This is a genomic window from Streptomyces sp. HPF1205, assembly GCF_020400825.1.
Taxonomy (GTDB): domain Bacteria; phylum Actinomycetota; class Actinomycetes; order Streptomycetales; family Streptomycetaceae; genus Actinacidiphila.
Window position 1 is genome coordinate 1 of the sequence record NZ_JAINVH010000019.1, and the last position, 20107, is coordinate 20107.

The 20107-nt window shown below is 69.3% G+C and carries 15 protein-coding genes, 1 tRNA gene and 7 pseudogenes; 9 read left to right on the plus strand and 14 right to left on the minus strand.

What is annotated here, in order from left to right:
* Positions 1-25: 25 nt before the first annotated feature.
* A pseudogene (locus K7G61_RS21545) lies at positions 26-763 on the plus strand (IS256 family transposase); the annotation flags it as partial.
* A gap of 15 nt (positions 764-778) precedes the next feature.
* On the opposite strand, the pseudogene K7G61_RS21550 reads toward K7G61_RS21545, so the two are convergent.
* Positions 779-2883: pseudogene (locus K7G61_RS21550) on the minus strand (ISAzo13 family transposase).
* 47 nt (positions 2884-2930) lie between these two features.
* Here K7G61_RS21550 and K7G61_RS21555 point away from each other — a divergent pair.
* Both K7G61_RS21555 and K7G61_RS21560 read left to right on the plus strand, forming a co-directional pair.
* A pseudogene (locus K7G61_RS21555) lies at positions 2931-3404 on the plus strand (transposase); the annotation flags it as partial.
* Between the two features lie 56 nt (positions 3405-3460).
* Positions 3461-3955 (plus strand): annotated as a pseudogene (locus K7G61_RS21560) (transposase); the annotation flags it as partial.
* A 113-nt stretch (positions 3956-4068) separates the two neighbouring features.
* Here K7G61_RS21560 and K7G61_RS21565 read toward each other — a convergent pair.
* From K7G61_RS21565 to K7G61_RS21575, 3 genes are all read right to left on the minus strand, one after another.
* Positions 4069-4494 carry an RICIN domain-containing protein gene (locus tag K7G61_RS21565; protein WP_225848572.1) on the minus strand — a complete coding sequence of 142 codons (426 nt, stop codon included), beginning with the start codon at positions 4492-4494 and terminating at the stop codon, positions 4069-4071.
* A 307-nt stretch (positions 4495-4801) separates the two neighbouring features.
* Positions 4802-4984, minus strand: a complete 183-nt coding sequence (locus K7G61_RS21570) for a hypothetical protein (protein ID WP_225848573.1) — start codon at positions 4982-4984, stop codon at positions 4802-4804.
* 362 nt (positions 4985-5346) lie between these two features.
* On the minus strand, positions 5347-5757 hold the full coding sequence (locus tag K7G61_RS21575; protein ID WP_225848574.1) for a hypothetical protein: 411 nt from the start codon (positions 5755-5757) through the stop codon (positions 5347-5349).
* Between the two features lie 127 nt (positions 5758-5884).
* On the opposite strand from K7G61_RS21575, the gene K7G61_RS37010 reads away from it, so the two are divergent.
* Complete coding sequence (locus K7G61_RS37010; RefSeq protein WP_225848575.1) at positions 5885-6919, plus strand: helix-turn-helix transcriptional regulator; 1035 nt, start codon at positions 5885-5887, stop codon at positions 6917-6919.
* A 247-nt stretch (positions 6920-7166) separates the two neighbouring features.
* Here K7G61_RS37010 and K7G61_RS21585 read toward each other — a convergent pair whose 3' ends face one another.
* From K7G61_RS21585 to K7G61_RS21600, 4 genes and pseudogenes are all read right to left on the minus strand, one after another.
* Positions 7167-7940: an SDR family NAD(P)-dependent oxidoreductase gene (locus tag K7G61_RS21585; RefSeq protein WP_225848576.1), complete on the minus strand. Its 774-nt coding sequence runs from the start codon at positions 7938-7940 to the stop codon at positions 7167-7169.
* A 56-nt stretch (positions 7941-7996) separates the two neighbouring features.
* On the minus strand, positions 7997-8578 hold the full coding sequence (locus K7G61_RS21590) for a TetR/AcrR family transcriptional regulator (RefSeq protein WP_225848577.1): 582 nt from the start codon (positions 8576-8578) through the stop codon (positions 7997-7999).
* Between the two features lie 90 nt (positions 8579-8668).
* Positions 8669-9241, minus strand: a pseudogene (locus tag K7G61_RS21595) (transposase); the annotation flags it as partial.
* A 466-nt stretch (positions 9242-9707) separates the two neighbouring features.
* Positions 9708-10025: pseudogene (locus tag K7G61_RS21600) on the minus strand (NADP oxidoreductase); the annotation flags it as partial.
* Positions 10026-10393: 368 nt separating this feature from the next.
* On the opposite strand from K7G61_RS21600, the gene K7G61_RS21605 reads away from it, so the two are divergent.
* A complete protein-coding gene (locus K7G61_RS21605; protein WP_225848578.1) occupies positions 10394-10810 on the plus strand; it encodes a hypothetical protein in 417 nt (138 codons plus the stop codon).
* Between the two features lie 256 nt (positions 10811-11066).
* Here the strand turns inward: K7G61_RS21605 and K7G61_RS21610 are convergent, their stop codons facing one another.
* Positions 11067-11918 (minus strand): helix-turn-helix transcriptional regulator, encoded by an 852-nt coding sequence (locus tag K7G61_RS21610; RefSeq protein WP_225848579.1) that lies wholly within the window; start codon positions 11916-11918, stop codon positions 11067-11069.
* A gap of 177 nt (positions 11919-12095) precedes the next feature.
* Between K7G61_RS21610 and K7G61_RS21615 the strand changes: the two genes are divergently transcribed.
* The 3 genes from K7G61_RS21615 to K7G61_RS21625 all read left to right on the plus strand — a co-directional run bounded on the left by K7G61_RS21615 (position 12096) and on the right by K7G61_RS21625 (position 14175).
* Positions 12096-13028 (plus strand): SDR family NAD(P)-dependent oxidoreductase, encoded by a 933-nt coding sequence (locus K7G61_RS21615; protein ID WP_225848580.1) that lies wholly within the window; start codon positions 12096-12098, stop codon positions 13026-13028.
* 90 nt (positions 13029-13118) lie between these two features.
* Positions 13119-13883 carry an SDR family oxidoreductase gene (locus tag K7G61_RS21620; protein WP_225848581.1) on the plus strand — a complete coding sequence of 255 codons (765 nt, stop codon included), beginning with the start codon at positions 13119-13121 and terminating at the stop codon, positions 13881-13883.
* Between the two features lie 52 nt (positions 13884-13935).
* A complete protein-coding gene (locus K7G61_RS21625; protein ID WP_225848582.1) occupies positions 13936-14175 on the plus strand; it encodes a tautomerase family protein in 240 nt (79 codons plus the stop codon).
* Between the two features lie 53 nt (positions 14176-14228).
* On the opposite strand, the gene K7G61_RS21630 is transcribed toward K7G61_RS21625, so the two are convergent.
* Positions 14229-14438 carry a hypothetical protein gene (locus K7G61_RS21630; RefSeq protein ID WP_225848583.1) on the minus strand — a complete coding sequence of 70 codons (210 nt, stop codon included), beginning with the start codon at positions 14436-14438 and terminating at the stop codon, positions 14229-14231.
* 255 nt (positions 14439-14693) lie between these two features.
* On the opposite strand from K7G61_RS21630, the gene K7G61_RS21635 reads away from it, so the two are divergent.
* Positions 14694-14784: transfer RNA gene (locus K7G61_RS21635), tRNA-OTHER, on the plus strand.
* A gap of 111 nt (positions 14785-14895) precedes the next feature.
* On the opposite strand, the pseudogene K7G61_RS21640 reads toward K7G61_RS21635, so the two are convergent.
* The 4 genes and pseudogenes from K7G61_RS21640 to K7G61_RS21655 all read right to left on the minus strand — a co-directional run.
* Positions 14896-15557 (minus strand): annotated as a pseudogene (locus K7G61_RS21640) (LacI family DNA-binding transcriptional regulator); the annotation flags it as partial.
* A 271-nt stretch (positions 15558-15828) separates the two neighbouring features.
* Entirely contained in the window at positions 15829-16872 is a 1044-nt protein-coding gene (locus K7G61_RS21645; RefSeq protein WP_225848584.1) for an ABC transporter permease, read from the minus strand.
* The gene (locus tag K7G61_RS21650) at positions 16856-18454 is read right to left on the minus strand and encodes a sugar ABC transporter ATP-binding protein (RefSeq protein ID WP_225848585.1); all 1599 of its coding nucleotides are present in this window, start codon (positions 18452-18454) and stop codon (positions 16856-16858) included. Before K7G61_RS21650 ends, K7G61_RS21645 begins: the two co-directional genes overlap by 17 nt.
* A 47-nt stretch (positions 18455-18501) precedes the next feature.
* Positions 18502-19551 (minus strand): sugar ABC transporter substrate-binding protein, encoded by a 1050-nt coding sequence (locus K7G61_RS21655; protein WP_225848586.1) that lies wholly within the window; start codon positions 19549-19551, stop codon positions 18502-18504.
* Positions 19552-20107 lie beyond the last annotated feature (556 nt).

Genomic DNA, 20107 nt, shown 5'->3' on the forward strand with positions numbered 1-20107 from the left:
ACCTGACAGTCTGCCTCTGCACGCCCTGAGCGAGGACAACCTGGCCTCGGCGAGTCCGGATCTGCTGCGCTCGATGGTCAAGACGTTCACCGACGCGTTGATGTCGGCGGAGGCCGACGCGATGTGCAACGCGGAGTACGGGCAGGCCAGCGACGAACGCGTCAACCACCGCAACGGGTACCGCCCGCGGGAGTGGGACACCCGGGTTGGGACCGTCGAACTCGCGATCCCCAAGCTGCGGCAGGGAAGCTACTTCCCGGCCTGGCTGCTGGAACGTCGCCGCCGGGCCGAACAGGCCCTCATCAGCGTGGTCGCCACCGCCTACCTCCTGGGTGTCTCTACTCGGCGGGTGGAGAAACTCGCGCAGTCCCTCGGCGTTACTCAGCTGTCGAAGTCGCAGGTCAGCGCGATGGCCAAGCATCTGGACGAGCAGGTGGCCGCGTTCCGGAACCGTCCGCTGGACGGCGGACCTTATGCGTTTGTCTGGGTCGACGCCCTGACCCAGAAGGTCCGCGAGGACGGCCGGATCATCAATGTCCATGCGCTGGTAGCGGTCGGTGTCAACGCCGACGGGCACCGTGAGATCCTCGGCATCGACGTCGCCACCGCCGAGGACGGCGCCGGCTGGCTGGCGTTCCTTCGGTCGTTGACCGCCCGCGGCCTGGGCGGCGTCCAGCTCGTTGTCTCCGACGCCCATACCGGCCTGGTGGCCGCGATCGGAGCCGTCCTGCCCGGAGCGTCCTGGCAGCGCTGCCGCACCCACTGAAGCCGTAAGGAATCAACCTGTCGGTGTGTCGTCTTCGCTTCGTCCTGCGGCGAGGAGGGCGGCCGCGGAGCGGTAGCGGGTGCCAGCCGGGGCTGGGAGGAGTCCGGCTTCGGCGAGCAGAGGGCGGACTTCGCGGATCGTGTTGCCGATCGAGGACCTGCTCACGTCGCCCAGCGCCTCGGTGAGGACATCCATGGTGCACAGCCTGCGCAGGTAGAGGAGTGCGAGGACGACGCGCTCTTCGTCGCCGATCTTCTTTGGGAAGACCCCGCCGCGGCTGCCGGGCTGGCGATCGGCGCCCCGGCGCTGGTAGGAGGCTCGTTCGGTCTGAGCGAGCTGGCGCGGGGCGAGTCGGCGGGCGAGCGAGCCCAGGTCCTCGCGTGACATGCCGGTCAGCCTCGGATGGGACAGGATCGACATGATCGAGGTGCGTCGAGGTGCCTCTGCCGTGTCGAGGAAGGCCAGCAGTTGGGTCGCGGTGGTGAAGCGGGTCGAGGCGTATCCGGGCTGGTGACGGTGGTCCTCCAGCACCCGCCGGGTCTCGGCGACGAGTTGGCCGATGCATCCGGGAGTCACCTCGAGCATGTCCGCCAGCAGTTTCATCGAGCAGACCTGCCGTTGGTAGAGGAGAGTCAGCATGACCCGGGTCGCATCATCGAACAGCGGCTTGGCCCGCTGTTTTCCAGTGGCCCGTCGGGCGCGTCCGCCGCGTTGCTCGCTGTGGCGTTCCTGGGCCCGTGCGGCCTGGAGCGGCGCCAACTCGGTGCATGGTTCGGCGAGTTCCGTATTGTCCATGCCGGTCAGTCGTGGATCGGCCAGGCGAGACAGGAGAGATCGGCGTCGTTCGGCGACGCCGTACGCTTCGCCGCTGACAGGCAGGTCCGTCGGCGCGGCGGGGCCGGGCAGCAGGGTGTAATTCCACTGCCCGTGGGTCTCGTGCTTGACCAAGGGCAGGGCGGCGAAGCGCTCCTTGCTGATCGCGATGCCGGTGGGGTAGTCACCGGTGTCCAGGTGGGCCTCCACCGTGAGTCCGGTGCGGGTGCGGGTGGCTGCGATTGTCTGCAGTACGACGTCGTGGCTGGTCAGCGGCCTTCCGCGCCAGTTGTGGGTGATGTGGGAGAAAAGCCGGTGCTCGATCTTGTTCCACTTCGACGTGCTTGGCGGGAAGTGGCAGACCGTGATCGCAAGGCGGGTCTCGGCGGCCAGCGCGGCCAGCTCGCTCTTCCAGACGCGGTAGCGGTATCCATTGGATCCGCCGGCGTCCGCGGTGATCAGCAGCCCCGGGTCGCGGTCGGGTAGTCGGTCTGCCCGCGAGTCTTCCACCAGCGGCGGATCGACTCGACAGCGAAGGTGGCGGTGTCGTGGTCGACGCCGACGTTGACCCAGCCGGTGTTGCGGGCGATGTCGTAGATTCCGTAGGGGATGGCTTGCTCGACGTCCGGTCCGCTGAAGAAGAAGTGGTGGTCCTCGACCTGGACCGGGTCGCCCTTGGGGCGCCACTCGCGTCCGGCCATGGGCAGGCGGCCGATCTGCTCGCGCTTCTTGGTGTCCACGCTGATCACCGGCTCGCCCGCAGCCTGGTGCTGCTTGACCTGCTCGTTCAGGTAGCGGAACTTCGCGTCGCGGTCGGGGTGCTGAGTGCCTTCGAGGGTCTTGGCGTTGCCCTGCAGGCTGAAGCCGGCCTGCTTGAGCAGCCGACCCACGGTCGGCGCCGAGACCCGATGGCCCTGCCGGCACAGTTCCTCGGCCAGGTGCCGCAGCGACTTCGTCGTCCAGCGCAGCGGGGATTCCGGGTCCCCGCGTTCATCGGGCTCGACCAGGGCCATCAGCGCGTCGACCAGGCCTGGAGCGACCGTTTCGGCGCGCCTGCGGCCTCCACCCGCGGCGCGAGTCCGCCCGCCGGGCAGTGGCCCGGCGCCGGACTCCAGCTCGCCGACGCCCCGGCGCACGGTGGTCTCGCTGATCCCAGCCGCCCGGGCGGCGGCTCGCACTCCGCCATGGCCGAGCAGCCTCGCCTCAGCCGCGACCGCCAGACGCCGCTGCCGCTCGTTCAGATGGGGCAGCAACACCGCAAAGCGGCAGCGGAGTTGGGACAGAATTGCCTCTGGGATCGCCATACCAGGCCAACGAGCCGAGGCCCCCGAAGCAATAGGTTGATTCCTTACGGCTTCACTACGCAAGGAATCTGCTCTCTCAGGTCCCGAAATCTGCCCAGCCCTGGGTGGCGACCCTGCTGCGGACGGTGTTCGAGCAGCCCGACGCCGACGCCGTCCGGGCCCAGATGCGGCACGTCCTGGACGCGCTGGAGTCCAAGTTCCCCAAGGCCGCCGACCACCTCGACACCGCCCAACACGATCTGCTGGCGTTCACCGCGTTCCCGCGTGAGATCTGGCGGCAGATCTGGTCCAACAACCCCCAGGAGCGGTTGAACAAGGAGATCCGCCGCCGCACCGACGTCGTCGGGATCTTCCCTGACCGCGCCGCCCTGATCCGCCTGGTCGGCGCCGTCCTGGCCGAACAGAACGACGAATGGACCGAAGCTCGCCGCTACATGAGCCGCGAACTGCTGGCCAAGGCCCACCACCCGATCGAGTCAGAAAACCACGAGACGGTCCTGCCCACCGAACTCACCGCATAGCGTCAAGAGCAAGATCGCCGAGAGGCCGTCGATACACCACTCCAGCGGACGTGACCGCGGTCGGCCATGGGCGGCAGGCGTTCACCGAGGTGACCTGGCGTGAAGGCTCCCGCGGGCCGATGCGCTCACGCTTCCTGGCCCTTCGGGTGCGGCCGGCCGGGGTCCGGGCCCGCCGCCTGGCCCAGGCCGCCGCCACCACGCGATACCGCTGCTGGGACGGTGTCCTGCCCGAAGTCACACTGCTGCTCGAATGGCCTGCCGGAGCCGAAACACCCACCGACTACTGGCTGTCCAACCTGCCCGCCGACACACCGATCGCCGAACTGGTCCGCCTGGCCAAGATCCGCTGGCGCATTGAGCACGACTACCGGGAACTCAAGCACGGCCTCGGCCTGGACCACTTCGAAGGACGTTCCTGGAGAGGCTGGCACCACCACGTCACCCTGGTCACCGCCGCTCACGCCTTCCTTACCGAACAGCGCCTGGCCCCAAAAGCCGATACAGCGGACTCACCCTCTATCAGACCCTCGAAGCCCTCCAAGACCTTCTGAACTGCTGGACCGGCACTTGCACCACCTGCCACCGCCCCCTGCCCAGAACGCCCACCACCAGCCTGAACCCAAGAGCCAGATCAACCTAACGGAGTCCTACTAGTCAATTCGTGTCAACTCTGGACGAGGAAATCCCAACTCTGGTCGACATACTCGCCGCACGGGTATGTATTGATCGGCGCTCCGGCGTCCGTGCGAGCTCCGGGAACAGAGATGCACCATTCCTGAGGCGTCTCCACTGTGCCGTCCCACGGCAGGGGGGCCAAGAGCTGCGTGTTCACGTTCCCGTTCGCCGCATGCGACCCGCAATACTGAAGCGTCAGCTGAGCGTAACTACCGGGCACGTAGGTCGCGCACAGACTGGCGTTCTGCCGGGGCTGAAAGTAGAACCAGCCGGGATGACTGTCCGAGGACTCCTCAATCCAATACTGGTCCGGGTAGAGTCCGCAATTCCATTGGTCGATCACCGCTCCCGCGTAGATATTGTCACCAGGTACGGACATGCAGAGGCCGGAGTGGTCGTTTTTGATAGCGGTCACATCAGCAATCGCACTGCTGGAGGCGGAAGCGGGGATCGTACTTGCGCAGAATCCGACGGACGCCAGGAGGCCCACCACGAGGGCGTACCACCTGCGGCTCGGCTTCCGCGCCGTGAGCGCTGTTGACATGCTGCTCCCTTCATGGTGGGGCAACCGGATGCCCCTCGGGAACGCTACGGACGCGGGTACGTGAACCGTCCTGGTTTCGTCCTAACGCCAGGTCAGGCCGGTCTGGGCTCTTCCCACGCCAAGCTGGGGGGAGCGCGTGCCGGGCGTCGGGAGCCCGGCATTGATCTTCAGTGCGCTCCTAGCGTTGATCATCTGGGCGGGCGAGTGGATTTGCCGTGGTGCGGGAGGCCAGTTCCGCTTCCTGGTCAACGTGGTCGGCGAGATGGATCAGCGTGGCTTGGGGGTCCATCCCGAATGCGGCGGCGACCGGCTTGGGGTCCATGGTGTTCACCAGGTCGACCGAACGGGTGCTGCGGATCATCCGGCGCGGGTATCCGCAGTCGTCAAGGACGTGAGCGAGATAGGCAGTTGAGGCCGGGCTGCGCTTGGACTTGGTTCCTTTGGTGACCATCTGTCGGTGTACCACGGCTTGTGCTCGAGCCGGTACAGGTGGACGCGCTCAGTTGAGGGCGGCCGTCCCGATAGGCGCGCATCTCGCCGAGTACGTCGAATCCAAGCCCGGGGATCAATCCAACCTCCTGAGGAGAAGCGATACGGCCGCCTCGAAGGCGGTGGTCCGTCCCCCACACCACTGGCACAGAGAGCCCGCACGACTTCACTGGTCCGCCGGTTCGTGTACCGGACCGGCGGACCTGGGTCAGTCGGTGTCGACCGAGTGCTGATTCAGCCCTGGCTCAACGGCGTGTGCTCGGGCCACCATCGCTGGACGGCCTTGACGGTCGTCGTCGGGCTCACGTTGAAGCAGATCTTCGCCTTCGGCGCCAGCTCGTGCGTGGCGTTGACCAATACTTCCAGGAGCGGCGTCAGCGCCGGATCCAGCCGGACGCCGGCGCCGATCACCACGAAGTCGTAGTCCCTGGCGGCCAGCGCGGCACGATAGACCGCCTCGGCCGTACGGCCGTAGTCGAGGAGGCAGACGTCGACGGTGAAGCCGAGTTCCTCGAGCCGGGCCTTGCCGGCGGCCACCCCGGCCCGGACCGCCTCGGCGTCCATCTCGGGGAACGCCGCCCGCGACGAGGGTGCGTCGTCCACCAGCGCCGGGTCCAGTCCGACGGTGAGCATGGACTTATTCATGGTGCGGTGCCTCCAGTTGCTTCGGTGTGTACCGATCGACGCTACGCGTCCGGAGGCCGCGTGACCCTCCCACATTTCTGGGACATCCGTCATCTCTGTGATAAACGGCTGGGATAAGGTTCGCCCGGTGAACCTTCCGCTGGGCCTACGCGAGACCGTACGTGACATCGAGGCCGTCTGCCGTCTCGATCTCGACTCCCGGGAACTGCGGCGCCGGATCACCGGCCGACTGACGCGACTCGTCCAGGCCGACTCCTACTGCTTCGGCGCGACCGACCCGACGACACTGCTCACCACCGACGAGGTGAGCGCCGGACTCGTACCGGAAGCGGCAGCCGCTGTCGCGCGCAACGAGTACCTGGTGGACGACGTAATGAAGTTCGCGGAGCTGGCCCGCGCCGAGGTGACCGCCGCCACACTCGGCACGGCCACCGGCGGCGATCCGGAGTCCAGCCACCGGTACCGCACCGTACTGCCGATGGTCGACGCACGGCACGAACTGCGGGCGGCTTTCGTGGTGGACGGCCGCTGCTGGGGCGCCATCGCCCTGTTCCGCGGCGGTGGGCGGCCCGACTTCACCCCGGCCGACGTCGATGTGCTGCGGCGGCTGTCCGCACCGGTCGGTGCCGCCCTGCGCCGGGCCACGCACCGAGCGGCCGACGCCGCCGCCCAGGGCCCCGCCGAAGCGGGTGTACTGCTGCTCGACGACGACCTGCGGCTGATCTCGGAGAACTTGGCTGCCAAACTCTGGCGGGACGAACTGGCCTCGCCGGGAGCCGGGCTGCCCCTCGCGGTTCTGGAAGTCGCCGCGCGGGGGAAGGCCGCGGACCTGCCGGCGTACGGGCGGATCCGTGGCCGGTCGGGCCGGTGGCTCTCGCTGCGCGCCTCCCCACTGAGCGGCGGCCCGCCTCCGGCGCCGGTGGCCGTGACGATGAACCCGGCGCCGACCACCGACGTTGCTGAGGTGCTGCTGCTCGCGTACGGGCTCACACCGCGTGAGCGGGACGTACTGAAGCGGGTCGTCGCCGGTCTGCCGTCTCGGGCCATCGCCATGGAACTGCACATCACCGTATCGACCGTGCAGGACCATCTGAAGAGCGTCTTCGCGAAGACCGGTGTCCGCAGCCGCAGCGAGTTGGTGGCGACGATCCTGAACCTGTGAGCCGGCGGCCGGGCGACACGTACTGTCCGCCCGTTCTCGTCACACGCTCCCGACGGCGGCACCGCGGGAGGGAGGTCGCATGCCGGGCGTTCATGCGGACCTTGGTGAGAAAGCGCCGAAGGCCGGAAACACAGGCGCTGTTCGCGAAGAGGTGCGGGTCTCGCCGGCGTCGGGCGGCCCCGGTTCGGTTGCTGTCGCCGGCTGTGGCGCGCTGTTCGATTGGGGTGGCGGTGCGGCTCAAGGTGACTCAGTGCGGCCAGGGGGCGGTGCCGCCGTCGACGCCGAGGGTCATGCCGCTGACGTAGCTCGCGCGGTCGCTGAGGAGCCAGGCGGCGGCCTCAGCGATCTCGTCCGGTTGGCCGGGGCGGCCCAGGGCGGCGAGGGAGCTGAGGTGATCGACGATGCTCGGATCGCGCTGCTGCCAGGAGACCATCATCCCGGTCATCGTAGCGCCTGGCGCGATGGCGTTGACGCGGACGCCGTCACGGCCGTATTCGGCTGCGGCGGCGCGGCTCAAGGCGATGACGGCGGCCTTCGTCGCCCCGTACACGCTCTGCCCGGCAGCGCCGAAGGTGCCTCCAATGCTGCTGATGTTCACGATCGAGCCACCAGCGGCGCCCTCCGCGGTCATCGCCTGCAGTTCGGCGCGCATCGCCAGCCACACGCCCTTGAAGTTGGTCTCGAGGACGGAGTCGAAGGTCTCGTCGGTGACCTCCGCGAGGCGGCCGCCGCCCTGGGTTCGGCCGGCGTTGTTCAGGGCACCGTCGAGGCGCCCCCACCTCTCGACCGCGGCCGCGACGGCTCGTTGCAGTTCGCCGGCGTCGGTGGTGTCGGCCTGAACGGCGAGCACGTTGCCTCCACCGGCGGCGATGTCCTCGGCGACACGGTCGAGTTCGGCTTTGCGGCGGGCTGTGATGACGACGTTCGCGCCTTCGCTGGCGAACAGACGCGCGGCGGATTCGCCGATGCCGGACGAGGCGCCGGTGATGAGGATGGTCTTGCCTGCGAGCAGATCGGTCATGGATGTTGCTCCATTGTGCGGGTTCTCGCTCGGTCCGGGGCCGGATCGGCGAGGAGTCAGTTACGTGTCCGGTCCCCGACGAGCGCGTGGATGAGCGCGTCGCGGACGACGGCGGACGTCGCTTCGTTGTCGCCGTTGACGGGGTTCGCGGCGACGGCGTGGGCGACACCGCGCAGGGCCGCGCGGAGCGCGTTCGTCGCCAGCGCTGCGGTGATTCCGGGCCGGAGGGCGCCTGCCTGTTCGAGCTCGTCGAAACCGGCGCGCAGCAGCGCACCGCTTCGTTCGACCTGGCTCGGCAGCGGCCCCCATGTCGGGTACATCGCCGGGTAGAGACCTGGGTAGGCGAGCGCGAATCCGATGTGCGCGTCCCATCCTGCGGCGACGCGGGCACGCGGGTCCGCGTCATCCACCGAGGCAGCGGTGTCCTTGCGGTGGAAGTACTCCTCGAACGCCACGTCGACGACCGCGCGGATCAGTGCCGACCGGTCGCCGAAGTGGTGGTACAGCGACGGGGCCTGCACACCTGCGGCGGTGCAGACCGCACGCGTGGAGACCGCGTCGACACCGTCACGTGTGGCGATCTCGAAGGCGGCGGCGAGCAGCCGCTCGCGGGCGCCACCGGCTGTATTCTGTAGCACCACTACAATGTAGCATCGCTATAGACGCTTGAGCAACATGGCTCCCAGTGCGCGGCTGTTAGAGGTCGTCCTGCTTGACGAAGCCATAGTTCATGGTTTGCGCCAGATTATGGTTGTTTCGCCCGTTGCTCCTTTCGCGAGGTTGGAGATCATCGCGAGGCGGATCATGCTCTCGGAGTGCGCCGGTTTGGTCTCATAGTCGCGGGCGAGACGACGGTGCATCATGATCCATCCGAAACTTCGCTCCACGACCCACCGCCGCGGGATCACGGAGAAGCCCTTGACCTGCTCGTTTCGTGGAACGACGTCGACGTCGATGCCGAGCGAGGCGCCGTGCTCGATCGCCTTCTTCTTGTAGCCGGTGTCGACCCATGCCTTGGTGATGGTGGGGTGGTCGGCGGCGACGCGGGTGAGTAGCTGTATGCCGGCCTCGTTGTCCGAGACACTGGCGGCAGTCACCATGACCAGCAGTAACAGGCCGAGGGTGTCGACGACGATGCTGCGTTTGCGTCCGACGATCTTCTTGCCGGCGTCGGTGCCCTGGGTGTCGGTGGGCACGCTGGTAGCGGTCTTGACGCTCTGGGCGTCAATGACGCAGGCAGTAGGTTCGGCGGTGCGTCCTGCCTGCTCGCGGACCATCCGGTGCAGGTGGAGGCCGAGTTTCTCGATGGTGGGCCTTGACCCCGGTTCCTGGACACACGAGACACTGGATCGGTCCTGAGGCTCTGAGGACGGACATCTCGTGGTCGTGAAGAACTATCCGCCGCAGTTCAAGGCGGACGCTGCTGGAGCGGCCACAGTCGCCCACCCTGACGCAGATCGAGGACGGCGACGAGGTGGTGACCGTCGCCGCGAGGCTGAACCACCGCCTGGCCGTCCCCGCACCGCCCGGCCTGCCCCGGCTCCATGAACAGGCCGACACCTGGCAGGAACCGCTCCGCAAGGACGCCCAAGAGCCGACACACACGCTCCCGCCCCCGGCGCCGGATGCCGCCCTGACGACCGTACGGGAACTCGGCCGCGTGCAGCCGGACACCCTCATCCACGGCGACCTCCACGCCGGGAACATCCGGTCGCTGCCGCGTGCGCCGCGCTTCCAGCCCGCCTCCGCAAGGCGGTGTCCCCCCGGTCAGCGGGCGATCGATATGGCGAAGGGTGCGAATCCGCTGGACCGGATGACGTGCGGCACGAACAGGATCGCGGCTTCCGTGGCGCGGGCGGTCCGGATTCCGCCGAGGTCGGTGATCCACTCGTGGCGCCAGCCGATGTCGGTGAGCGGGTCATGGACGGTCTGCTTGGCCTGCGGGTCGTCACCGGACAGGAAGGCGTCGGGCGGCCGGGTGAGCGTGGCCGGCGCGGTCATCACCGGGAAGAGCATGGTGTTGAGTGTCTTGACGACGCGCGTTGCGGGAAGCGCTTCCTGGAGTTGCTCGGCGAGGCTCGATCCCCCGGCGACACAACGCCGACTGGACTCGTGCCAGTACTGGACCCGCCGGGTGCGACTGTGGCGGTCGGCGAGGGCGTGGGGTGGGTCCGTGCGAGGGGCGACGGGGAAGTCGTCGCCGACGGTCGCAACGGCCGCGTGCTGTCCACCGGCGTCACCAAGCCGACCGCTGAAGCGGTGTCCAAGCGATGCGAGCGCAGCGTCGTGCGGGAGAAGGAGCCGTGGCGGGCACTTCCACCAGGTGCACACCGAATATGAATCAAACAATTTGACGAAAATGCCCATACATCACCCACGGGGCTGTGTCGCGGGCTACGGTGCGGTCGAAGTGATGCTGCGCCGGAAGGGCCGGCGCAGACGGGAGGAGAGATATGCGCGTCTCCATACGGACCAAGGCGGCCCTGGTCGGCGTGGCGGTCTCAGTGGCCGGCCTGCTGACTGCCACATCCGGGACGGCCTCGGGGGCCCAGCCCTCGACCGATCCGATACCTCCCGACAAAGGCGTCTGGACCGCCACGTTGACGTGGGAAGGCCACGTCAGGGGGGCGGCGATCTGGCACGCCTACGGCGACTCGCTGTATGCGCGGGACTCCTATGCCGACGGATTCGGGATCACCGCGTACCTGAGCACCGGTCGCAAGATCTCCACCGCCGGGAAACCGTCCCCCGTGACCGTGGGGCCGGCGACAGGGAACCTTCCCGAGTACCAGCCGTACGAGATCTGGGCCTGCCTGGAGAAGCACGGGGTCATATACGTCTGCACCAACACGGAACTCGTGTACTCCTGACGCGAGGTCGCAGAAGCCGGTAGCGGCTGTGTGCCCGGGGCTGCACTGAGACCCGCGGGCCGCCGCAGGTCACAGTCCTGCATCAGCCACGCCCGCGGCCTCCTGGGCTTCATCATCCACCTCCGGACCGGCCAGGACGATCCCGGCGACGTCGCCGCCACCCCGGAACCTCTGCGAGACGAACACCCGCGCCGGCGGCTCCCGCGGCCGGCTGACCGTCAGGGTGCCGTCACTCTCCTGCGATCCGTCCGGGGGCCTACTGCGGTTCGGGCGTGAGGTCCTGGGTGCCGAGGACCGAGAGCAATTCGAGCTTCTCGACCGCGTCGGTGCCCGGGACGGGGCTGAACCACAGCAGGCGCTGGCGCCCGTCCTCGCTCAGCAGGTTCAGGCAGTTGACATGGATCAGGCCGAGGGAAGGGTGCACGATGCGCTTGGTGTCCATGCGGCGCACCGCCACGTCGTGCCGGTCCCAGAGCTCGGCGAACTCGGGACTCCGCCGCAGCAGCTCGGCCACCATCGCGTTCGCCTCCTGGTCCCGCGAGCCGCGCCGCGCCACGGCCGCCCGCAGGTCGGTGACGAAGGTCTCCGCGTGGCGGCGGTGGTCCTCAGGCGGGTAGATGGCGCGGGAGTCCGGGTCGGTGAACCACCGGTGCACGAAGCTCGCGCCCACCCCCCTCACCGACGGTGGCGGACCGAGCAGGGCGACGGCCGGCGGGTTCTGCACCAGCATGACGTGCAGGTCGGTGATCACGCAGGCCGGCGTGCCGGCGAGCCGGTCGAGCAGATCGAGCATGCCGGGATGCACGTGTGCGGCACCGTTGTCCGACGGCGGGAGCGGGCGCTCGGCCAGGTGGTACAGGTGGTTACGCTCGTCCAGCGACAGGCGCAGCGCGCGGGCGAGGCCGGCGAGCATCTGCTCGGAGGGCTGGGCGCCCCGTCCTCGTTCGAGCTCGGTGTAGTAGTCGACCGACGCGCCTGCCAGCTGGGCCACCTCGTCGCGGCGCAGCCCGGGCACACGCCGGCGCGGGCCGGCCGGCAGCCCGACCTGCTGCGGGCGGATCCGGTCGCGCCGCGATTTCAGGAACGCTCCGAGTTCTGCGAGATCCACTCCTCCAGTGTCCACCCGCGTCCGGGGCCGAGCCAGGGGGTGACGACCTCCGGGTAACCAGCCACTGGTTCGCCCTGAGCGACCGTTGCACGGTAGGTGTGTCGCCCCGGCCGACCCGGCCGGACAGCTGACCGGGTGGCCGGGCGGCCGGCGCGTCGAGAGAACCGCGGAGGACACATGAGCGAGGACAGCACGGTGGTCCAGGAGGCGGGTCACGGGAAGGTCGTGGTGGTCACCGGCGCCTCCTCGGGCTTCGGCGACCTGACCGCGCGGGCCCTGGCCCGCGCCGGGCACACCGTCTACGCCGGCATGCGCGCCATCGACGGCCGCAACGCGCCCCGCGCCGCGGAGCTCGCCGAGCTGGCGGCGGCCGAGGGGGTGGACGTCCGCGGGATCGCGATGGATGTCCAGGACCAGGCCTGCGTCGACGCCGCCGTCGCACGGATCGTCGAAGAGCAGGGCCGACTCGACGTCGTCGTGCACAACGCAGGTCACATGGTCCTCGGACCGGCCGAGGCATTCCCACCCGAGCAGCTCGCCGAGCTCTACGACATCAACGTGCTCAGCACCCAGCGGGTGAACCGCGCGGCGCTGCCGGTCCTGCGCAAGCAGGGCTCGGGGCTGCTGGTGTGGGTGGCCAGCTCCAGCACCCGTGGCGGTCACCCGCCCTTCCTGGCACCGTACTTCGCCGCCAAGGCCGCGATGGACGCGATGGCCGAGAGCTACGCCGCCGAGGTCATCCGCTACGGCATCGACACCGTGATCGTTGTGCCTGGCGCCTACCCCAGCGGCACCAACCACTTCGCGCACGCCGGCGCCCCGGCCGACTCCGAGCGCCACACCGCCTACGAGGCGGCCTACGGGGAGCTGCGCGCGACGCTGCCCGAGCGCCTCGCCGCGCTCTTCCCCGCCGGCCGCACGGTGGACGAGGTCGCCGAGGAGATCGCGCGTGTCGTCGACCTGCCCGCCGGGCACCGCCCGTTCCGCGTCCACATAGACCCGTCGCGCGACGGCAGCGACGTGGTGTCCACGGTCAGCGACCGGATCCGGGCAGAGTTCTACCACCGCATCGGCATCGACGACCTGCTGCCGGAGCAGGCCAGCCGCTGATCGCGGGCAGAACGTCGCCGGCATCGAGAACGCCGGCATCAAGAACGTCGAGAACGCCGGCCTCACCACATGACAGAGAGACGCACCAGCATGAACATCTCAGGGAACACCGTCTTCATCCCCGGCGCGACCAGCGGCATCGGTCTCGCTCTCGCCCTCGCCCTCAAGGACCGCGGCAACACCGTGATCATCGGCGGGCGGCGGACCGACCTGCTGGAGAAGCTGGGCGCCGAGCACCCGGGCCTCGGCACCGTGCGCATCGACACGGCCGATCCGCAGAGCATCCAGGCCGCCGCGCAGGACGTGCTGGGCCGCTACCCGGAGCTGAACGTACTCGTCGCGATGGCGGGGATCATGCGCGTCGAGGACTGGCACCGGCCCGAGTCCTTCGTGGCCTCGGCCGAATCGGTCGTCACCACCAACCTGCTCGGCCCGATCCGGCTGATCGGGGCGTTCGTCGAGCACCTGCAGACGCGCCCCGACGCCACCATCGTCACGGTCTCCTCGGGGCTGGCCTTTACCCCGCTGGCGGTGACGCCGAGCTACAACGCATCGAAAGCCGCTATCCACATGCTCACCGAGTCGCTGCGGCTGCAACTGGCGGACACCTCGGTGCAGATCGTGGAGCTCGTGCCGCCGTCGGTGCGCACCGCGCTCCTGCCGGGACAGGAGACCAGCGACTTCGCGATGCCGCTGGAGGACTTCATCGCCGAGACCGTCGAACTGCTCGCGTCCCAGCCGGACGCCAAGGAGATCCAGGTCGAGCGCGTGAAGTTCCTGCGCTACAGCGAGGTCCGCGGCGAGTACGACAGCGTGGTGGAGACCCTCAACCACGCCGACCCGCACGGAAAGTGACCCCGCCCCCGCCCCCGCTACCGCAACCCCACCCGCACAGGAGGAATCCGTCATGCCCTTCGCCAACTTCAAGGTGCCGGCCGGAACGCTGAGCTCCGAGCAGAAGGAAGTCATCATCCACCGCACCACCGACCTGTACGCCGAGATCTACGGCGAACGGGCCCGGGCCACCACCATGGTGCTCGTCGAGGAGGTCCCCGACGGGGGCTGGGGCATCGGGGACAACGTCCTGACCCTGGCCATCCTCGACAGCCACGACTCCGAGCCCCCCTCGGAAGCAGGGCCGGCCTGACCCGCCGCCTTCGCGCCCGGCACGGGCGGGCCGCCTCCTGGGGGTGGACTTGCTTACCCGAGGAGCGTGGACGGCGCAGTCCACATGATCAGCACATGTTCAGGGAATTGGGTGCCGAGCCTGTCGGCGACTGTGATGCCCTGGTTCGGCACGGCGCGAGGACGACCTGCCGAGGCCAGGCGCTCGGCGAGCGCGTCCGGGTAGCGCCGGTCGGCAACCAGGGTGCTGCCCACGCCCTCGGCGAGGGATCGCCCGAACAGCACGACGCCCGCAGGTCGCCCAGGCCGCCGTCCACGTCCGACCCGCTCGGGTAATACCAGGACTGCGAGGTCTCGGCGAACGCCGTGCCGACGTCGTCCGGGTGATCACCGTCGGCGCGGCAGCTGGGACGCCGGGCGTCTGGCGCCCGGGTCGCCAGCAGCGGCCGCAGCCTCTCACGAGGCTCTCACGGACTGGGCGTCACCGGATGGCATCCCATATCTCGGCGGAGCCGCGGCATACAGGCTGGCCTGCACCGTCGGGACGAGCCTCGCCTCCCACGGGCGGCCCGTCAGGGCCCGCCGAACGCTGGGGGTCAAGGGGTCGCAGGTTCAAATCCTGTCGTCCCGACGGTGTTGTCGCAGGTGAGAGCCGGTTTTCCGACAACGGAAGACCGGCTCTCACTGCTTTCCGGCACACTCTGGGTGTGAACTGGGTGTGATCTTGGTCGGCGCTGCGCCCGGACCTGGCACGCTCCTGCAACAGCCGGTCCAGCACCGGCACAGGGGAACGCGGATGCAACACCAGACGGGCGTCCAGCGACTCGTACCAGACCTCCGTCAGACCCTCCACGAGCCCGGCCCGCATCGAGTCGGTGACGTGGGCATAGCGGGCACTGACCGATCCGCCTCGTGCCCCATCCGCTCGTCCATGAGCACCTTGGGCGTGCCCAGCTCCTCCATCAGCGTCCGGTGACCGTGCCGCAGGCCGTGCCGGGTCAGCCGGGTCTGAACGGGCAGCCAGCACGCCTCCGCCCGGTCGGAGGCGCCACGCCCCCGCACCGGCACCCCGGGAAACGGCCAGCCCGTCATGGGAACGGGATGGGCGGCGTGCGACTTCCTCGGGTACCAGCCGGTGGCAGCCGGGGTGAAGACCCACGTGGCGTGACCGGACCTGCGCCAGTGAGGAGCCTCACGCGACGGGCCGGCCTGCCGGACGAAGCCGAGCTCGGCGATCGCCTTCTCGACACGGACCCGGGTCCTCTCGGCGACCGCATCGGGCCGGTTGAGGACGTTGGAGACCGTGCCGGTCGAGACACCGGCCAGCTCGGCGACCTGGCGCAGCGTCGCCCCCCGGTGCCGAGTGCCAGGCGTGCCGCGGCCGCGGTACACGGACCTTGGCCCCGAATCCTGGACACGGTTTATGCGGTTGGTGTCAGCGTAGTTGATGGTGTCCGGGAGGCTGCCTCGTAGGCGATCGGGCTGCGCTGTCCGAGGCGGGAGTGACGGCGGCGGGTGTTGTAGCGGTGCAGCCATCCGAAGGACTCCCGGTTGTCCACCCGGCCCGGCCCCGGGGTTCGCCGTCGGCCGGTGACGGCATCGGCTTCGGCGGTCCGTGTGACGGACGGGTCCGTCACACGGCGGCGCGGGCGACGGACCCGTCCGTCACACGGACTCAGTCCTGTTTCTCGCCGGAGGCGAAGCGGGAGATGATCAGGGCGACGATGATGATCAGGCCGTTGAGGAACTGGTTCCACAGCGGTGGTACGCCCGCCAGCGTCATCACGTTGACCACCAGCTGGAGCGTCAGCACACCTGTCAGGGCCCCGAGCAGGGTTCCGCGGCCGCCGTTGAGGCTCACCCCGCCGATGACGGTGGCGGCGAACACCTGGAAGATCCAGCCGCTGCCCTGGTCTGCGGAGATGGAGCCGTAGTGCCCGGTGTACAGGACGCCCGCGAAGGCCGCGAGCATCCCGCCGGTGATCAGCACCGTCCACACCACCGCGTCGACACGGATGCCGGCGGTACGGGCGGCCTCGCTGTTACCGCCGATGGCGTAGAGGGCGCGGCCGTGCCGGAGCCAGGCCAGGGCCGCGCCGCCGAGCGCGTACAGGACGATGCAGATCCACACGGCGGCCGGCATGCCCAGCCACTGGCTCCTGCCCAGGTACGTGAAGGAACCGGGCACGTCGACGATCGACTTGCCCTGCGAGACGGCGACCTGGAGGCCGCGCAGCATGGTGAGTCCACCGAGGGTCACGATGAAGCCGTTGAGGCGGAGTTTGAGGATGAGGAAACCGTTGACCGCGCCGATCAGCGCGCCGACGAGCAGGCAGACGGGCACCGCCGTCCAGGCCGGCAGCAGGTCGACGCCGTTGAACCGGCCACCGTGGGCGGGCAGGACCAGCCAGACGGCGATCACCGGGGCGAGGCCAATGGTGGACTCCAGAGACAGGTCCATGCGGCCGGAGATGAGGATCATCGCCTCGGCCAGGACGAGCAGGCTCAGCTCGGTGGACTGCTGCGCCACGCCGATGAGGTTGTCGGAGGTGAGAAAGGCCGGGGAGACGATGAATCCGATGACGCCCAGGACGAACAGCACCGGGATGAGCGACAGATCACGGTAGCGCTGCAGGTCGAGTGCGCGCCGTCGGCCCGGGGCCGCCGGCGTGTTCTCCGCTGCCTCCTTGGCGGCGGTCGCGTCAGTGGTGGCTGGCATTGCCGGTGCTTCCCTTCGTACGTTGCGTGCCGGCCGTCCCGGCCATGCCTTCGATCGCGGCCACCAGTTGCTCGTCGGTCCACCCCGCGGGGAAGGAGGCGGTCACCCGGCCGTGGAACATCACCACGACGCGGTCGCAGACCCGCAGGTCGTCCAGTTCGTCGGAGACGACCAGCGCCGACTTGCCCGCGGCGGCCACCGCGCGGACGCGGCCGAGCAGGAACTCCTTCGACTTGATGTCCACGCCGTTGGTGGGCCGGATGGCGACGAGCAGGCGCGGGTCGGTAGCCAGCGCCCTGGCGACGACGACCTTCTGCTGGTTGCCGCCGGACAGCGCGGAGACCGGGGTGGCGGCCCCGGGCGTCTTGATGTCCAGGTCGTCGATCATGCGCCGGGCGAACGCCCTGGCCCGTGCGGGCAGGACGACCCCGTAGGGGCCCAGCTGGTCGGTCACGGTGAGGGTGGCGTTCTCCGCGACGCTGCGTTCGGGCACCAGCCCCTGCAGGTGGCGGTCCTCGGGGATGAACCCGACTCCCGCCGCCAGAGCCGCCGGTGCGCCGGCGCGCACCTCCCGGCCGGCTAGGCTGACGCTGCCGGAGCGGGAGCGGTGCAGCCCGGCCAGTGTCTCGCCCAGCTGGACGTTCCCACTGGCCGCCGCCCCGGCCAGGCCTACCACCTCGCCGGGACGCACCGTGAGGGAGACGTCCTCGTACACCCCTGGCAGGGTCAGCCCCGTCACTTGGAGCATCGGGGGGCCGGTGCCCGACAGGACACCGGCCCCCGCGGGGCGTGCCGGCTGTTGCGCGCCGGTGGTGCCCTCGCCGGTCATGGCCGCCACGAGAGCGTCGTGTCCCAGTCCGGCGACCGGCGCGGTCAGGACGTGCCGGGCGTCACGGTAGACGGTGACCGTGCTGCACAGTTCGTAGACCTCCTGCAGGTGGTGCGAGATGAACAGGAAGGCCACGCCCTTGTCCTGCAGTTCGCGCAGCTTGGTGAAGAGCCGCTCGATGCCGCGGGCGTCCAGCTTGGCGGTGGGTTCGTCCAGGATGATGAAACGCGCGCCGAAGCCCAGTGCCCTGGCGATCTCCACGAACTGGCGCTGCTCCACCGTCAGGTCCCTGATGCGGGCGCGCGGGGAGACGCCGACACCGTACTCGGCGAGCAGGGCCTCGGCGCCGGCGCGCAGTTGCCTCCACCGGATCGGGCGCAGCGCACCGGCGCTCTGTCGGTCCAGGAAGAGGTTCTCGGCCACGGTGAGGTCGGGGACGACGGTGGAGCGCTGGTAGACGCAGGCCACCTTCGAGCGCCACGCATCCGTGTCGCCCATGGCCGGGGCCGGCTTCCCGGAGAAGAGCAGGGTGCCGCTGTCCGGGCGCTGGATGCCGGTCAGCACGGAAACGAGGGTGGACTTGCCGGCTCCGTTGCGGCCGACAAGGGCGTGGGACTCCCCCGGGGCCACACGGATCCGGACGTCGCGCAGAGCCACGGTGGCTCCGAAGCGCTTGGTGATCCCGGTGGCCTCCACCACGGGAGTGGCGGTCACCGGATCGGCGGAGGCGGAGGGCGCGGGCGTGTCCGCCATGGTGCCGTCCTTTCGCAGGTGGGGCGCGGTCGCGCGCGGCGGGCTGGTCACTTGGAGATGTTGTTGCCCCACAGCGTCTTGTCGTCGACGTCGGCCTTCGTCACCAGTGGCGCCGGGAGCTGGTCCTCCAGTCCGTTGGGGAGCTGGATGATCGTGGAGCCGTGGTCGGTCGGGCCGGGCGTGAAGGTCTTCCCGGTGGCCGCCGCCCTGGCGTAGTACAGCGCGTACTTGGCGTAGAGGTCGGCCGGCTGGGAGATGGTGGCGTCGATCTGGCCCTTGCGGATCGCGTCGAACTCCTGCGGGATGCCGTCGTTGGAGATGATCGCGATGTGGCCGGGCTGCCCGGCCGGCTTGAGCAGGCCCTTCTGCTGCAGCAGCGCGAGAGTGGGCTGCAGGAAGACGCCGCCTGCCTGCATGTAGAGGCCGTTGATGTCGGGGTGCTGGGCCAGCAGCGTCTGCAGTTTGCTGGAGGCGACCGCGCCGTCCCAGTTGGTGGGCAGCGGGTAGACGGTGATCCCGGGGAACTTCTGCTTCATGCAGGAGCCGAACGCCTCCGAGCGGTCGCGGCCGTTGATGGAGCTGAGGTCTCCCTCGAACTCCGCCACCTTCCCCTTGCCGCCGAGCTGCTTGCCCAGGAAATCGCAGGCTTTGGTGCCGTACGCCCGGTTGTCGGCGCGCACGACCATGTACACCTTGCCCTTGTCCGGGCGGGTGTCGACGCTGACGACAGGGATGTTCTTCCCGGCCAGCTGGTCCAGCGTGGAGGCGATGGCGCCGGTGTCCTGCGGGGCCATGACGATGGCCTTGGCGCCCGTGCGCTCCAGCACCTGGACGTTGGCGACCAGCTTGGTGATGTCGTTCTGCGAGTTGCTGATCGGCAGGGCCTTCACACCCTGCGGGCCCAGGTAGTCCTGGATGTACTGGGCGTAGGAGTTCCAGAAGTCGGAGTCGGATCTGGGCAGGTCGATGCCTATGACCGGCTTGCCGGACGACCCCGAGGAACTGCTGTCACTGCCGCGGTTGCACGCGGTGGCGACTGCGGCGAACAACACCGCGCCGGCGACTGCGGCCGTGACACGAACGTAGCTGGGCTTCATGGGTCCGCACTTTCCTCGTCACCGAGGGCCGTCCTCGGATGCCTGTGAGACGTGGCGAGGACGTTACGAGCGCATTGCTGAGCTTGACAAGAGTTCATCCGATGAATTCGCGTTTTCGTGACCTGAGCCGTCCTTGACAGCGGCAAGATCCAAGGAACTTTCGCCATCTATAGGGAAGATTCGCTTCATCGTCCTCTCACTCGCCTAGGAAACCTCGGAGGTTTGTCTTGCGTTGGTCGGGTGGTGGCCGTAGGGTCGCGATCGCTGCGAGTGATTCCTCCGAAGACCGGGGTTCGCGCTGGTCGGACGGCCGTGCAGACGTGCGGACGGACGGGCTGCGGTGGCGGTGGGCGGCGGGTTCGGGCGCTTGAGGAGCGGGCGGGCCCCGGTGCGTAGGCCGGGGCGCGCGGGTGCCCGGTCCGGCTCGGCTTCCCGGGCCCGGCGGCGTGTCCGGCGTTGCCGGTGTGTGTTCGGCGGTCGGCTCCGGGTCCTCACCGCAGGGCCTGGCCTCCGGGGTCCGGTCCTGCGGTCCGGGCCCCGGTGGTGTGGCCCCCTC